The following is a 14,157-nucleotide window of genomic DNA, read 5'->3' as shown; positions in this document are numbered from 1 at the left end:
TATGGACGATCCAAGCAGCGACAATCAGCCCCCAACCTTCCTGCAGATGCTGCAAAGCGTGCTGGCGGCCGCCTTCGGCGTACAAAGCGGGAAAAATCGCGCCCGGGACTTCAGTCACGGCAAACCCAGTCACTTCATCGTGCTGGGCATTCTCTTTACCACCCTGTTCGTGCTGGTGCTGCTGGGTATCGCCAACCTGGCGATGCACCTGGCGGGAGTCTGAAACGGCGTCAGTGCAGCAGCTGCAAACTGAAGGGATAGCGGTAGCTGTCCGGCTTGCCTTGGGCGGACAGCCCGCGAAAATCGACCCGGGCACCGACCTGATCGCCCAGGCGAATTAGTTGCCGGGCCTGGTCACGGGTCAATGACTGGAACAGCGACAAATGCCAGTCCGGCCCTCCCAGACGTCGGGCATCGAGCCCCAGCGCATCATCATGCAGGGCCACCAGGGCCCAGCCGCCGCTGGTGAAATGTCCGGCCATCAGCACCGACAACTCCCCGTCGATCAATGCCTGCAAGGCTTCGGGCGAACTGTTGAGTCCACTGAACAGCAGATCGCGCCCCGGCTTGCGGCCCAACTCCCGGGCAGCCTGCATGGCCCCCAGAGCCATTTCGTCGTTAGCCGACCAGATCAGTTGCGTCTGTGGATAGCGCTGCAGCAGCTGTTGTGCTTGTTCGTGCGCCCGCTGCCGGTTCCATTCGCCATACACGAGCTGGCGCAGACGCACCTGAGGATTTTCCGCCAGGGCCCGGTGCAGCCCTTGCTCGCGCAACTGCGCCGCCGGTGTGACTTTCACCCCGGAAAAGGCCAGCAAATCGATTGTTTGCCCGGCAGGCAAAGGGCCATGCTGGCGCAACAACTCCTTGAGCATCCGATAACCGGCCTCTTCATCGTTGCTCATCATGCTGCCGATCCAATCGGAGTAACTGCTGCGGCTTTGGCGAATCAACGCCCGCTGATCCTCGGTCAGTGGGCTGTTGACGATAAACAGCTTGACCCCGGAACCCTGAGACATGCGCAGGATCTGCGGAGCGACATACTGTTCGTTGACCAATATCAGGTAATCGGGCTTTTGCGCTCGCTGAAACAGCTCCCGAGCCTGATCGAGAGAGTTCTGGGGATTGCGTTCGCCATAGAGAATTTGCAGGTCCATGCCCAGATCCCGGGCGGCTGCCTGCATGAACCGCGAATAACTGACCCAGAAGGTTTCCGTTGAATTACCGGGGTTGAGAAACACCACTGACGTTGCTTGAGCCACCGCCCAGAACGGCAAACTCAGACATATCACCCACTTGCACAGAACCTTGAACATTGTGAAAAGAGCCCCTGGATTATCCCAGGCAGTATAACTGGCAAATTGCTGGCCAACGGCGGCAAATTGTCCTGATTGTCCGACAATTCGGGCTCTTCTTTTACGCTCGACTACTGGTGGCTGACCCAAAACACGGCCGTACCCACGACCAGTATGATCAGAAAGAGAATGGCCCAAGCATCAACGCTACTGTCACTTTTCCTTACTTTGGTTGGATGGCTCATAGCATCGCCTCTAGTAGATTTTGTCGGTGACTGCTCAAAGACACGACCACAGTTAAGACCAGGATTGTCCCCACCTCAAATGTGGATACTCATATACCCCTACCGTTAGTCGTTTTGGTTCTTTGCATATACTCAAACATCACTTTTGCGCATAACCACAAACTGGTATCGTTCGGCGGCTCCGACCGGAGTGCGCGGCCGTGCGCGCAGATTTGCTTACATGGGTGGGGTTGAGCGAGAACGAAGGCAGGACGAGGTGAAACCGGCGACAAGCCCCGGTCGACGCCAGTCGAAGCAACGTACCGAAGCCGTTCACCGCAGTATTTGCCAAGTGCGCTTTGGCGCCACCTGTAGCCTGAGAACTGGACCTATATGTACGTATACGACGAGTACGATCAGCGGATCATCGAGGACCGCGTCAAGCAGTTCCGTGATCAGACCCGACGCTATCTGGCAGGCGAGCTGAGCGAAGAGGAATTCCGTCCCCTGCGCCTGCAGAATGGCCTTTATATCCAACGTTTTGCCCCAATGCTGCGGGTAGCCGTGCCTTACGGCCAATTGACCTCGCGCCAAGCGCGGATGATGGCCAAGATCGCCCGCGACTACGACAAAGGCTATGCGCACATCAGCACCCGGCAAAACGTGCAGTTCAACTGGCCAGCCCTGGAAGACGTGCCGGACATCCTGGCCGAGCTGGCCACCGTGCAGATGCACGCCATCCAGACCAGCGGCAACTGCCTGCGTAACGTCACCACCGACCAGTTTGCCGGTGTCGCCGCCGACGAGTTGATCGACCCGCGCCCCTGGTGCGAGATCGTCCGTCAATGGACCACCTTCCACCCCGAATTCGCCTATCTGCCGCGCAAGTTCAAGATCGCCATCAACGGCTCGACTTCCGACCGCGCAGCCATCGAGGTCCACGACATTGGCCTGGAGCCGGTGTACAACGCTGCCGGCGAGCTGGGTTTCCGCGTGCTGGTCGGTGGCGGTCTGGGCCGTACCCCGGTGGTCGGAGCCTTCATCAACGAGTTCCTGCCCTGGCAGGACCTGTTGAGCTACCTCGACGCCATCCTGCGGGTCTACAACCGCTACGGCCGTCGTGACAACAAGTACAAGGCGCGGATCAAGATCCTGGTCAAGGCCCTGACGCCGGAAGTGTTCGCCGAGAAGGTCGAGGCGGAAATGGTTCACCTGCGCGGCGGCCAGACCACCCTGACCGAAGCCGAAGTGCACCGTGTGGCCAAGCACTTCGTCGACCCTGACTACAAGACCCTGAGCAACCAGGACAGCGAATTGGCGGCCCTGGACAAAGAGCACCCCGGTTTCGCCCGCTGGCGCGCACGCAATACCCTGGCCCATAAGAAGCCGGGTTATGTCGCCGTCACCCTGTCGCTCAAACCCACCGGCGTAGCGCCTGGGGATGTCACCGACAAGCAATTCGACGCCATCGCCGATCTGGCCGACCGCTACAGCTTCGGCCAGTTGCGCACGTCCCACGAGCAAAACGTGATTCTGGCGGACGTCGAGCAAAGCCAACTGTTCACCCTGTGGGGCGAGCTGCGTGAAAACGGCTTCGCCACGCCGAACATCGGCCTTTTGACCGACATCATCTGCTGCCCGGGCGGCGACTTCTGCTCCCTGGCCAACGCCAAGTCGATCCCGATCGCCGAATCCATCCAGCGCCGCTTCGACGACCTGGACTACCTGTTCGACATTGGCGAGCTGGACCTGAACATCTCCGGTTGCATGAACGCCTGTGGTCACCACCACGTGGGCCACATCGGCATCCTCGGGGTAGACAAGAAAGGCGAGGAGTTCTACCAGGTGTCCCTGGGTGGCAGCGCCAGCCGCGACGCCAGCCTGGGCAAGATCCTCGGCCCGTCCTTCGCCCAGGACGACATGCCCGACGTGATCTCGAAGCTGATCGACGTGTACGTGGAACAACGCACCGAAGACGAACGCTTCATCGACACCTATCAACGTATTGGCATCGACCTCTTCAAGGAGCGCGTCTATGCAGCGAATCATTAAGAACAACGAGGTCATCGACGAAACCTGGCACCTGCTGCCCAAGGACGCGACCCTCGACGGCATCTCCAACTGCGACGACCTGATCGTGCCGCTGGCCCTGTGGCGCGATCACGCCCATGCCCTCAAGGCTCGCGACGGCGGCCTGGGCGTGTGGCTGGATGCTGACGAAGAAGCCGAGGAGATCGGTGACGACGTCGAGCATTTCCAGGTGATTGCCCTGAACTTCCCGGCCTTTACCGATGGCCGCAACTACTCCAACGCCCGCCTGCTGCGTGACCGTTATGGCTACAAAGGCGAACTGCGAGCGATTGGCGACGTGTTGCGCGACCAGCTGTTTTACTTGCACCGCTGCGGCTTCGACGCCTACGCGCTGCGGGCCGACAAGGACCCCTACGAAGCCCTGGAAAGCCTCAAGGACTTCTCGGTGACCTACCAGGCCGCCACTGACGAACCGCTGCCGCTGTTCCGTCGCCGCTAAGCCCTGGCGCCAACAAAAAGCCCTGAACCGGTTTCCCGGTTCAGGGCTTTTTTGTGCCGCCTACCATTTGCACCGTAGGAGGCGGCTTGCCGGCGAAAGGGCCCTTGAGCCTTGTACAAACCTGGCAGCCGCCTTCGCTGGCAAGCCAGCTCCTACAGAACCGGCGCTTGCAATTCGGGGCTTACCAGAACCGCTGCTGGGTCAGGCGGCTCCACCAGGTCAGCAGCACGCGGTCGATGGAACCGCTGGCCGCCAGCCCGACACGCTCCTGCAAGCTCTTGCGCTCGGCATAGTGCAGGTGGAACACCTCGGCATTCTTGGCTTTGTCCGCCAGGTACTCATCGCTGGTTTTCAGCTCGTCCACCAGCAGCTTCTCCTGCGCCGCCACGCCCAACCAGACTTCACCGGTGGCCACTTCATCAATGGCCAATTGCGGGCGATAGCGGGACACGAAGTTCTTGAACAACTGATGGGTCACATCCAGGTCTTCCTGGAACTTCTCCCGGCCCTTCTCGGTGTTTTCGCCAAACACCGTCAGGGTGCGCTTGTACTCGCCGGCGGTGAGCACTTCAAAATCGATGTCGTGTTTCTTCAGCAGTCGATTGACGTTGGGCAACTGCGCCACCACGCCAATGGAACCGAGGATGGCGAACGGCGCACTGATAATCTTCTCGCCGATGCAGGCCATCATGTAGCCGCCGCTGGCCGCGACCTTGTCGATGCACACGGTCAAAGGCACCCCGGCCTGGCGAATACGCGCCAGTTGCGACGAAGCCAGACCATAGCTGTGCACCATGCCGCCACCGCTTTCCAGGCGCAGCACCACTTCATCCTTGGGCGTGGCCAGGCTCAGCAAGGCGGTGATCTCATGGCGCAGGCCTTCGGTCGCCGAAGCCTTGATATCGCCATTGAAGTCCAGCACGAACACCCGGGGCTTGGCCTCGGCCGGTTGTTTCTTCTGTTTCTTCTCGGTCTTGCCCTGGGCCTTGCGCAAGGCCTTGAGCTGATCCTTGTCCAGCAGGCTCTGCTCCAGGCGCTCGCGCAGGTCCTTGTAGAAATCATTCAGCTTGCTGACCTGCAACTGCCCGGTGCCTTTGCGGCGGCCCTTGCTACGCAGCGCAGCGGCAGTGATCAGCACCACCAGGATGGCGACCACCAGGGTCACGGTCTTGGCCAGAAAACTGGCGTATTCGGCGAAAAACTCCACAGGGACTCCTCAAACATGAACCGCTGCCAACCAGCAGCGCAATGGGCTCAAGCATACCGGCGCGACCGGTCGGCCACCAGTCGCGAAACCTCGTGTTACGAGGCTCCAACAAGCATTTCAAACAAGCGTATGTTTTTTCATTGACAGCTCACTGGCATCCTCATAACCTCGCAAAACTTTCAACGTACCGGGACGACACGGACGTGGGCAGCATCTATTTGATTCGACATGGCCAAGCCTCTTTCGGTGCAGACGACTACGACGTGCTGTCTGCCACCGGCGTGCGCCAGGCTGCCGTGCTCGGCGAGCATCTGGCGGCGCTGGGCGTCAGCTTTGATCGCTGCCTGTCCGGGGACCTGCGGCGCCAGCAGCACACCGCGCAGGCCGCGATGGAACAGATGAGTGCCGCCGGGCTTGACCACCCGCCATTGGAAATCGATTCAGCCTTCAACGAGTTCGACGCCGATGCCATCATCCGCGCCCTGCTCCCCGACCTGTTGCCCCAGGAACCCGAAGCCCTGAACATCCTGCGCAACGCCGCGCAGAACCGCGCCGAGTTCCAACGCATCTTCGCCCTGATCATTCAGCGCTGGCTGGCCGGCACCTACGATCCTCCCGGGCTGGAAAGCTGGCTGGGATTCGTCGAGCGCGTCCAGGGCGGTCTGCAGCGGATTCTCGAAGCAGCGGACAACCAGCACAAGATTGCCGTGTTCACCTCCGGCGGCACCATCACTGCCCTGCTGCACCTGATCACCCGGATACCTGCCCAGCAGGCGTTCGAACTGAATTGGCAAATCGTCAACACCTCGCTCAACCAGCTGAAGTTCCGTGGGCGCGAGGTGTCTTTGGCTTCCTTCAACGGTCATGCCCATCTGCAACTGTTGAAGGCTCCGGAGCTCATCACTTTCCGTTGAGCCCGGCTTACTGTGACCCTTGCTGTAACCACCCATAAAAGGATCGAACCATGACCTCCGTAGCTGACGCCGTACAAGCCATGCAAGCCAAGTTCAACCCAGCTGCCGCTGCCGGCCTGGACCTGGTTTTCGGTTTCCGCATCGATGATTCCAAGCATTTCTCGCTGGTCGTCAAGGACAGCACCTGTGAACTCAAGGAAGGCGAGAACCCAGACGCACAAGTCACCCTGGTGATGGACGGTGAAACCCTGGACGGTATCGTCAGCGGCGAAACCGACGGCATGCAAGCCTTCATGGGCGGCAAACTGCGCGCCGAAGGCGACATGATGCTGGCCATGAAACTGAGCGAGCTGTTCCCAGCCTAAGACACCGCAAGGTCCGGCTGTAGACAAATCCCGCCCCTGAGGCGGGATTTGTCGTTTCTGCACCACGCAACGCCTCTAGCCCGCCGCTTTGCCCTGGATCAATACCACTGGGCGGCTCAGTCTTCCGGCCGCACGCTTGATTGATCTCGGTCAGTTTGTGCCTCGCCCCCCCCCTCTACTCTTGCGCCTCCATTGCGGCCAGGGACGGCACAGCCGGAGCCCTTTGCCACACCGCTATCACTCACGGAAGAGTCCGCTTATGCGATCACTGAAGATCATCCTGCTGTCCACCGCCTTCAACGGTCTGACCCAACGGGCCTGGCTCGACCTGCGCCAGGCCGGGCACCGCCCCAGCGTGGTGCTGTTCACCGGTGAAGAAGAGGTCTGCCGGCAGATCGAAGAAGCCGAGGCCGACCTGGTGATCTGCCCGTTCCTCAAGGACCGGGTACCGCAGCAGCTGTGGAGCAACGCCAAGCGTCCGGTGGTGATCATCCACCCAGGCATCGTCGGCGACCGTGGTGCCAGCGCCCTGGACTGGGCCATCAGCAAGGAGCTCAAGCGCTGGGGCGTCACCGCGTTGCAGGCGGTGGAAGAAATGGACGCCGGGCCAATCTGGTCGACCCATGAATTCAACCTGCCCAGCGGACTGCGCAAATCCGAGCTGTACAACGGCCTGGTCAGCGACGCCGCCATCCATTGCATCCGCGACGTGGTGGAAAAATTCCGCAACGGCTTCCGTCCTGTGCCCCTGGACTACGACAACCCCGCGGTGCTTGGCCGCCTGCAACCGAACATGAAGCAGTGCGACCGCACCTTCAGCTGGCACGACAGCGCGCAGTTCATCAAGCGCAGCATCGACGCCGCTGATGGCCAGCCCGGCGTCCTGGCCAGCCTCGCCGGCGGCCAGTACTACGTCTACGACGCCCACCTGGATTCACGCACCGGCATGCCCGGGCAACTGCTGGCGGTGCACGACGATGCGGTGCTGGTGGCCTGCGGCGATCACAGCCTGTGGATCGGCTCTCTGCGCCTCAAGCCTCAGCCCGGCGAAGAAACCTTCAAGCGCCCCGCCCGCCACGTACTCGGCGAACGCCTGGCCGATGTACCGGTGCTGGACTGGTCGGTATCCAGCAGCCCGTTCAGCACCGAAGCCTACCAACCGATCCGCTACCGCGAGTCCGGCCGAGTCGGTGAGCTGACCTTCGAGTTCTACAACGGCGCCATGAGCACTGAGCAATGCCAGCGCCTGGTCAGCGCCCTGCGTTGGGCCAAGGCCCGGGACACCCAGGTGCTGCTGGTACGCGGCGGCCGCGGTGCCTTCAGCAACGGCGTGCACCTGAACGTGATCCAGGCCGCCGAAGTGCCGGGCCTGGAAGCCTGGGCCAACATCCAGGCCATCGACGATGTCTGCCTGGAGCTGCTCACCGCCCGCCAACTGGTGGTCAGCGGCCTGACCGGCAATGCCGGCGCTGGCGGCCTGATGCTGGCCCTGGCGGCGGACGTGGTCCTGGCCCGCGCCGACACCGTGTACAACCCGCACTACAAGAGCATGGGCCTGTACGGCTCCGAGTACTGGACCTACAGCCTGCCCCGCGCCGTCGGCCAGGCCATGGCCAAGCAACTGACCGAGGCCTGCCTGCCCATCAGCGCCCTCCAGGCCCTGCAGATGGGCATGGTCCAGGAGATCGGCCCGCGCTGCCCGGACGAGTTCGGCCTGTGGCTGCTGCAACGGGCCAATGGCGTCCTCACCGACCCGCGCTACCAGCACCTGCGCCAGCGCAAGCTGGATGCCGACCCACAGCTGATGCAGCACTGCCGCAACGCCGAGCTGGAAGAGATGCACATGGACATGGTGCAAAACCGCAAGGGCTTCGCCGAGAAGTGCAGCAACTTCGTCTACAAGCGCAAGACCTGCTGCACCCCGGAGCGACTGATCGAAGCCTGGGCCAAGCCCCAGGACATCGCCCTGGTGGGCTGACTCACCGCCTGAGCGACAGGCTTTCAAAGCACCGCCAGGCCACGTACCATTCGCCGCCTTTTGTTGCCGCCCCCCAGGGGCGGCAATCGTTTGCAAGGAGGCGAGCATGCAAGACATTCCAGGCCACGCCACGTGGCGCAGCATCGAAGCACAAACCCAGGGCTGGTCCAGCGATCGAATCTTTCATATCGTCGACGAACAAGGCCAACACCTGCTGTTGCGCACCAACGATTCATCCCAATACGTCAACAAACGCGACGAGTTCCAGTGGACCCAGCATCTGGCGGCAAAGGGCATCGCCATGTCCCAACCCTTGGACTTCGGTCTGTTTGATTCAGGACGCCAGGTTTACTCGTTGTTGTCGTGGATCGAAGGCAAGGATGGCGCGCAATGGGTTGCCGAGCAGCCCGCCGCCGCCTGTTATGAGCTTGGCCTGCAAGCCGGTCAAATACTCCAGCAGATCCACAGCGTTGCTGCGCCTGAGGGCACTGAAAACGCCGAACAGCAGATGCGTGCCATCTACCGTAAAAAGCTCGAACAGTACCGGAGCTGTGGCCACAAGGTGGCCCATGAGCAAGACTTCCTGCAGTTTCTCGAACAGCACTTTCATCTGCTGGCGGACACGCCGCTGGTGTTTCTCCACGGTGACTATCACCTGAACAACATGATCGTGGGCGCCGATGACCAGTTGTCGATCATCGACTTCAACCGCTGCCGTTTCGGAGATCCGGCGCGGGACTTCAATCGGCTGGCGCTGTTTTCCTGCAACCTCAGCAGCGACTTCGCCCGCGGCCAGATCGACGGCTACTGTGCAGGCCATCCCGAGCCGGTTTTTCTCACCCGCATGGCCTTCTACGCCGCGTTTGACAGCTTCTTCAGCGTGCTCTGGGCCATGGCCTTCGGCGAGCAGGAAATCCACGCCAGCCTGCAACGCACACAAAAGGTCTGGGAAGACTTCGCCGGTTTTTCCCGGGATGTGCCTCATTGGTATTGCTGATAGGCGACGCATCCCAGCCTGCTGCCCCAGCTTCCCCCCGTTTGCCTGATAGCAAGAAAGAAAGCCGCTGCCACGATTTCGCCCCGCGCGGATCGCAGAGTTGAAGACACCATTGGAAAAATCTAAGGAAAGACGATGAACGCCAAGGTCAAGAACACAGAAGAAGCCCAGGAAAAGACCGGTAAAAGCCCGATTGCCTGGGGCATGATCGGCTCGGTGATTCTGGCAATCACCACTCCGTTCTTCTATTTGAACGGCAAGGCCTACCACGATGGTTACCTCGGCTACTTTCAGCTGGAAACCTCGATGTTTCCCATGGACACCTCCACCACCTTCGTCAACGCAGTTCTGGCCTGGTATCACGCCATGACCAACGGTTTGAAAGGCGGGTTGGAGTTCATCGGACAACACTGGCTATGGGCCGCAATCGTCTGCGTACTGAGCATCCTGGTGTTCGGCGGCCTCAACTATCTGATCGCCTTGTTCAACAAAAAAATCACTGACAAGAAGCAGTCCGCCAAGCCACCGCAGGCCACCGTTGCCGCCCCCTCCTTCTTCAAGGAGATAGGAAAATGTGCGTTGTACATCTTCATCCCCAGCTACGGCCTGTTTGTGGCGATGTTTTTCATCTCCTTTATCTTGATGATCACCATCACCCCCTTTGTACTGATCGGCAAAGACTCGGCGGCCGAGGATCTGAAAAACGGCTTCAAAGACTCACCCCAAGTGACCGTCAACGACCCGGATGGGCATAAGGGCACTTACCGGGTCATGCAGTGCTCGGCATCCTTCTGTGCGCTCTACGCCGATGGCAAGGCGATCACGGTTCCGATCGCCACGCTGAATTGGGTGGTGTCCGATGTCGCGGAAAAACTGAAGGCGCAGCCAGGGAACTGAAACCCGCCACAGCGCAAGCCTCGGCTTCGACTGAGGCCCCGCATTGAACCTGTGGCGCGCTTGATCCACACTCGCGCTCCTGAGTCCTACAGCAAACTCAGAAAGTCCTGTCCTGCCGGTGCCTTGTCCCGTTCTGGAGTGCATGCCTATAGTCCCGGGTCGTCCTGATGACGAACGGGTTTGGCGACCCGGTGAATGGAACGAAGCAAGGTTCTGGCAGATGAGTCAGGGACTTTGTTAGCGCATGACCGCTTGATGGCGGCTGTGCGTGGGAGACCTTAGGGTCTGTCGGTTCATCCATTCCCGGCTCGCCAACCCGCGTACAGCTGCCACCCTTTTGTTTGGCGACGAATGAGTAGCGGCGCTCACCCCTGAATGGAGTTGGACTCATGAATCGCTACATGCCGATCACCGGCCACGACTGCACCATCCCTTCCCTGCTGATCGATACCCAGGCCCCTGCCGATGTGCTGTACGAAGCGGCCGCCTATCGCATCCGCGCCGTCACTCAACTGCTGGAAAACTTCGCCGCCCGCCCCGACATCCCCGGCGATGCCGTGGTGCTGCAAGAGCTGGCATTGGTTTGCGCCATTCCGCTGCGCGATGGCTGCGATGTACTGGATGTGCTGGGCCGCCAGTTGCAAGCACAGCGCCCTTGACCCCGCGCCGGCTTGCCGGCGAAGAGGCAAGGAAACACGCCGCCCCAGTGCTCACAAAAACGCAACACCACACTGCGTCCTTTGTGATGGTTGGGCTAAGGTGCAAGCGCTACAGTCGGGTCATCAGCAACCCGACTGACGCCCGACACAAGGATGCGTTCGATGACTGATTTGCACGATCTATCCACCACCCAGCTGCTGGCGCAATTCGCCAGCCGCACCCTCTCGCCCCTGGACTATTACGAGCACCTGCTGGCCCATATCGGGCGCTGGGAGCCGCATATCCGTGCGCTCTACGCCTTCGATCCGGAGCAGGTACGCCAGCAGGCCCGGGCCGCCACCGAGCGCTGGAACAAGGGCACCCCCAACGGTCCGCTGGACGGGATTCCGGTGACAATCAAGGAGCTGATCGCCACCCAAGGCACGCCGATTCCCCTGGGCAGCGCGGCCACCACATTGAAACCAGCCCTGCAGGACGCGCCACCCGCCGCGCGGATGCGTGAAGCCGGAGCGATCATCCTGGCCAAGACCACGGTGCCGGACTTCGGCATGTTGTCCTCGGGGCTGTCGAGCTTCCACGGCATTACCCGCAACCCCTGGAACACCGCCTGCAATACCGGCGGCTCCAGTTCCGGCGCCGCTGCGGCCGCCGCGGCCGGTTACGGGCCGCTGCACATCGGCACCGACATCGGCGGCTCGGTGCGCCTGCCGGCCGCCTGGTGCGGGCTGGTGGGGTTCAAGCCGACCCTGGGGCGGATTCCCATCGACCCGTATTACACCGGGCGTTGCGCAGGCCCCATGACCCGCAGCGTCGACGACGCGGTGCTGATGATGCGCTACCTGGCCAAGCCCGATGCCCGGGACGCCACCAGCCTGCCGCCCTTGACCAGCGACTGGAGCGATGCGCCGGTGTCGGTCAACGGTTTGAAGATCGGCCTGATGCTGGAACCCGGCGCGGGGCTGCAACCGGAAGGCTTTGTCTGCGCAGCAGTGGAACAGGCCGCGCGGTTGTTCGAAAGCCACGGCGCCCAGGTCCGCAGCCTGGCGCCGATCATGGATCGCGCGCAACTGGACGGCCTGGACCGTTTCTGGCGTGCCCGGCAATGGGCGGAACTCTCGGCCCTGGGCGCCGAGCAGTTCGCCAAGGTGCTGCCCTACATCCGCGACTGGGCGGCGCCGGGGGCCGACCTGTCCGGGGTCGAGGCGGTGCTGGGCTTCAACCAGACCTTCGAGATGCGCCGCCGCGCCGCCCAGGTGTTCAGCGAGTTCGACCTGGTGCTCTCGCCGACCAACCAGATCAACCGCTTTCCCGCCGAGTGGCCGTCGCCGAGCAACGACCCGCAGCAACCATTCGAGCACATCGTCTTCACCCTGCCCTGGAACATGGGCGAACAACCGGCGCTGTCGATCAACTGCGGTTTCGCCGCCGATGGCCTGCCCATCGGCCTGCAGATGATCGCCCCGCGCTTTGCCGATCAATGGCTGCTGCAAGTGGCCAAGACCTATGAGAGCTGGCGCGGAGCAATCCACAGCTGGCCGAATCCGCCGTCTCACTGACACACCGAAACTGCCACCTTCACCCCAGCCCCGGGCCCCGCCGCCCGGGGCCTGGGCAACCTATGAATAAAAATTCGAGGGGCCAGTATGCACAGCCAAGCGTCCAATCCATCCGCCACACCCGAGCCCGAAACGCCCAACGCGGCGGGGGGCAAGCGCAGCGTGTTCGCGGTGATCCTCGGCAATGCCGTGGAGTTCTTCGATTTCGGGGTCTACGCCACCTTCGCGGTGATGATCGGCCACACCTTCTTTCCCTCCGACAGCGCCTTTGTCAGCCTGATGCTGTCGGTCACCGCCTTCGGCGTCGGCTTTATCGTGCGGCCCCTGGGGGCCGTGCTGATCGGCGCCTACGCCGACCGCGTCGGGCGCAAGCCGGCGATGCTCCTGACCCTGGTGATGATGGCTGTGGGCACCGGCAGCATCGCCATCCTGCCCAGCTACGAGAGCATTGGCATCGCCGCGCCGATCCTGCTGGTAATCACCCGGCTGATCCAGGGCCTGGCCTGGGGCGGCGAGGCCGGCCCCGCCACCACCTACATCCTTGAAGCCGCACCTCCGCACAAGCGCGGCACCTATGCCTGCTGGCAGGTGGTGGCCCAGGGCGTGGCCGCCATGGCCGCCGGCACCGTGGGCTACACCCTGACTCAGGTGCTGTCCCCCGAGGACCTCAACACCTGGGGCTGGCGCGTGCCCTTCGTGTTCGGCCTGCTGGTGCTGCCAATCGGCATCTACATTCGCCGCAACCTGGCGGAAACCTTCCACGGCCAGGGCGAAGAGGCCAGCACCGGCAGCCTGGTGCGCCAGGTGTTCGGCGAGCATCGCCGGGCCCTGGTGCTGGGGCTGCTGATTCTGTCGGGCAGCACCATCACCCAGTACTTCATCAACTACATGACCACCTTCGCCCTCACCGAACTGAAACTGCCCACCAGCATCTCCATGCTCTCGACCCTGGTGGCCGGCGCGGCGATGGCGGTGTGCGCGATTGCCGGCGGCATGCTCTGCGACCGCTTCGGCCGCCGCACCATCCTCATGGCGCCAAGAGTGGTGCTGTTGCTGGTGCTGTTCCCGGCCTTGCAATTGATGACCGAGCATCCCAGCCCGGCGACTTTCCTGCTGACCCTGGCGGTGCTCTCCGGCCTGCACGGCATGAGCGGCGCGGCGCTGATCGTGCTGCTGGTGGAGAGTTTTCCCAAGGCGGTGCGCTCCACCGGTTTCTCCATCGTCTACGCCTTTGGCGTGGCGGCCTTCGGCGGCACCGCGCAGATCATCATCACCTGGCTGATCGGCACCACCGGCAACCCGATGTCGCCAGTGGGCTACCTGCTGGTGGCCAACCTGGTGTGCCTGACCGCGGCCTGGTTCGCCAAGGAAACCCGCCCGCAAACACCCGGGCGCAGCCACCCCGGCCAACGGCTCGCAGAAGCCCGCGCCCGCTGATCCCGCTTGGCACTGCCCAGCACTCTTTTGCGCCACCGCGTTTTTCTCTACCCTGCCGGCCGCGCACAGCCGCGGTCGGGCGGTGGCTTGACGCCTTTGA

The 14,157-nt window shown here is 62.2% G+C and carries 13 protein-coding genes; 11 read left to right on the top strand and 2 right to left on the bottom strand.

All coding sequences use genetic code 11. From position 1 onward, the window contains the following. Window position 1 precedes the first annotated feature (1 nt). Entirely contained in the window at window positions 2-223 is a 222-nt protein-coding gene (locus PQT43_RS10555) for a DUF2970 domain-containing protein (protein WP_102864877.1), read from the top strand. 7 nt (window positions 224-230) lie between these two features. Here PQT43_RS10555 and PQT43_RS10550 read toward each other — a convergent pair whose 3' ends face one another. Further along, on the bottom strand, window positions 231-1,313 hold the full coding sequence (locus PQT43_RS10550) for an ABC transporter substrate-binding protein (protein WP_272753831.1): 1,083 nt from the start codon (window positions 1,311-1,313) through the stop codon (window positions 231-233). A 596-nt stretch (window positions 1,314-1,909) separates the two neighbouring features. Here PQT43_RS10550 and PQT43_RS10545 point away from each other — a divergent pair. Together PQT43_RS10545 and PQT43_RS10540 are read left to right on the top strand one after the other, a co-directional pair. Then, window positions 1,910-3,568: a nitrite/sulfite reductase gene (locus PQT43_RS10545; RefSeq protein WP_253085393.1), complete on the top strand. Its 1,659-nt coding sequence runs from the start codon at window positions 1,910-1,912 to the stop codon at window positions 3,566-3,568. Further along, the gene (locus PQT43_RS10540) at window positions 3,552-4,046 is read left to right on the top strand and encodes a DUF934 domain-containing protein (protein ID WP_016966421.1); all 495 of its coding nucleotides are present in this window, start codon (window positions 3,552-3,554) and stop codon (window positions 4,044-4,046) included. Before PQT43_RS10545 ends, PQT43_RS10540 begins: the two co-directional genes overlap by 17 nt. Window positions 4,047-4,227: 181 nt before the next feature. Here the strand turns inward: PQT43_RS10540 and sohB are convergent, their stop codons facing one another. After that, a complete protein-coding gene (gene sohB, locus PQT43_RS10535) occupies window positions 4,228-5,253 on the bottom strand; it encodes a protease SohB (protein ID WP_102864875.1) in 1,026 nt (341 codons plus the stop codon). A 203-nt stretch (window positions 5,254-5,456) separates the two neighbouring features. Between sohB and PQT43_RS10530 the strand changes: the two genes are divergently transcribed. The 8 genes from PQT43_RS10530 to PQT43_RS10495 all read left to right on the top strand — a co-directional run bounded on the left by PQT43_RS10530 (window position 5,457) and on the right by PQT43_RS10495 (window position 14,057). After that, a complete protein-coding gene (locus PQT43_RS10530; RefSeq protein WP_267268477.1) occupies window positions 5,457-6,167 on the top strand; it encodes a histidine phosphatase family protein in 711 nt (236 codons plus the stop codon). Window positions 6,168-6,217: 50 nt separating this feature from the next. Then, window positions 6,218-6,532, top strand: coding sequence for an SCP2 sterol-binding domain-containing protein (locus tag PQT43_RS10525; protein WP_011061945.1), 315 nt, complete (start codon window positions 6,218-6,220; stop codon window positions 6,530-6,532). A gap of 259 nt (window positions 6,533-6,791) precedes the next feature. Beyond that, on the top strand, window positions 6,792-8,510 hold the full coding sequence (locus tag PQT43_RS10520) for a hydrogenase maturation protein (RefSeq protein ID WP_253085391.1): 1,719 nt from the start codon (window positions 6,792-6,794) through the stop codon (window positions 8,508-8,510). Between the two features lie 106 nt (window positions 8,511-8,616). After that, window positions 8,617-9,507, top strand: coding sequence for an aminoglycoside phosphotransferase family protein (locus PQT43_RS10515; protein WP_102881560.1), 891 nt, complete (start codon window positions 8,617-8,619; stop codon window positions 9,505-9,507). A 135-nt stretch (window positions 9,508-9,642) separates the two neighbouring features. Continuing rightward, on the top strand, window positions 9,643-10,404 hold the full coding sequence (locus tag PQT43_RS10510; RefSeq protein WP_110596685.1) for a hypothetical protein: 762 nt from the start codon (window positions 9,643-9,645) through the stop codon (window positions 10,402-10,404). A gap of 389 nt (window positions 10,405-10,793) precedes the next feature. Beyond that, window positions 10,794-11,063: a hypothetical protein gene (locus tag PQT43_RS10505; protein ID WP_102881562.1), complete on the top strand. Its 270-nt coding sequence runs from the start codon at window positions 10,794-10,796 to the stop codon at window positions 11,061-11,063. A 162-nt stretch (window positions 11,064-11,225) separates the two neighbouring features. Further along, a complete protein-coding gene (locus tag PQT43_RS10500; protein WP_272753828.1) occupies window positions 11,226-12,620 on the top strand; it encodes an amidase in 1,395 nt (464 codons plus the stop codon). 87 nt (window positions 12,621-12,707) lie between these two features. Then, window positions 12,708-14,057: a citrate-proton symporter gene (locus tag PQT43_RS10495; RefSeq protein ID WP_102881564.1), complete on the top strand. Its 1,350-nt coding sequence runs from the start codon at window positions 12,708-12,710 to the stop codon at window positions 14,055-14,057. Window positions 14,058-14,157: the final 100 nt, after the last annotated feature.

The sequence above is a fragment of the Pseudomonas sp. BLCC-B112 genome (assembly GCF_028550695.1).
Taxonomy (GTDB): Bacteria; Pseudomonadota; Gammaproteobacteria; order Pseudomonadales; family Pseudomonadaceae; genus Aquipseudomonas; species Aquipseudomonas danubii.
The sequence above is the reverse complement of the archived record's forward strand: the minus strand, read 5'-3'. Positions and strand labels throughout refer to the sequence as shown.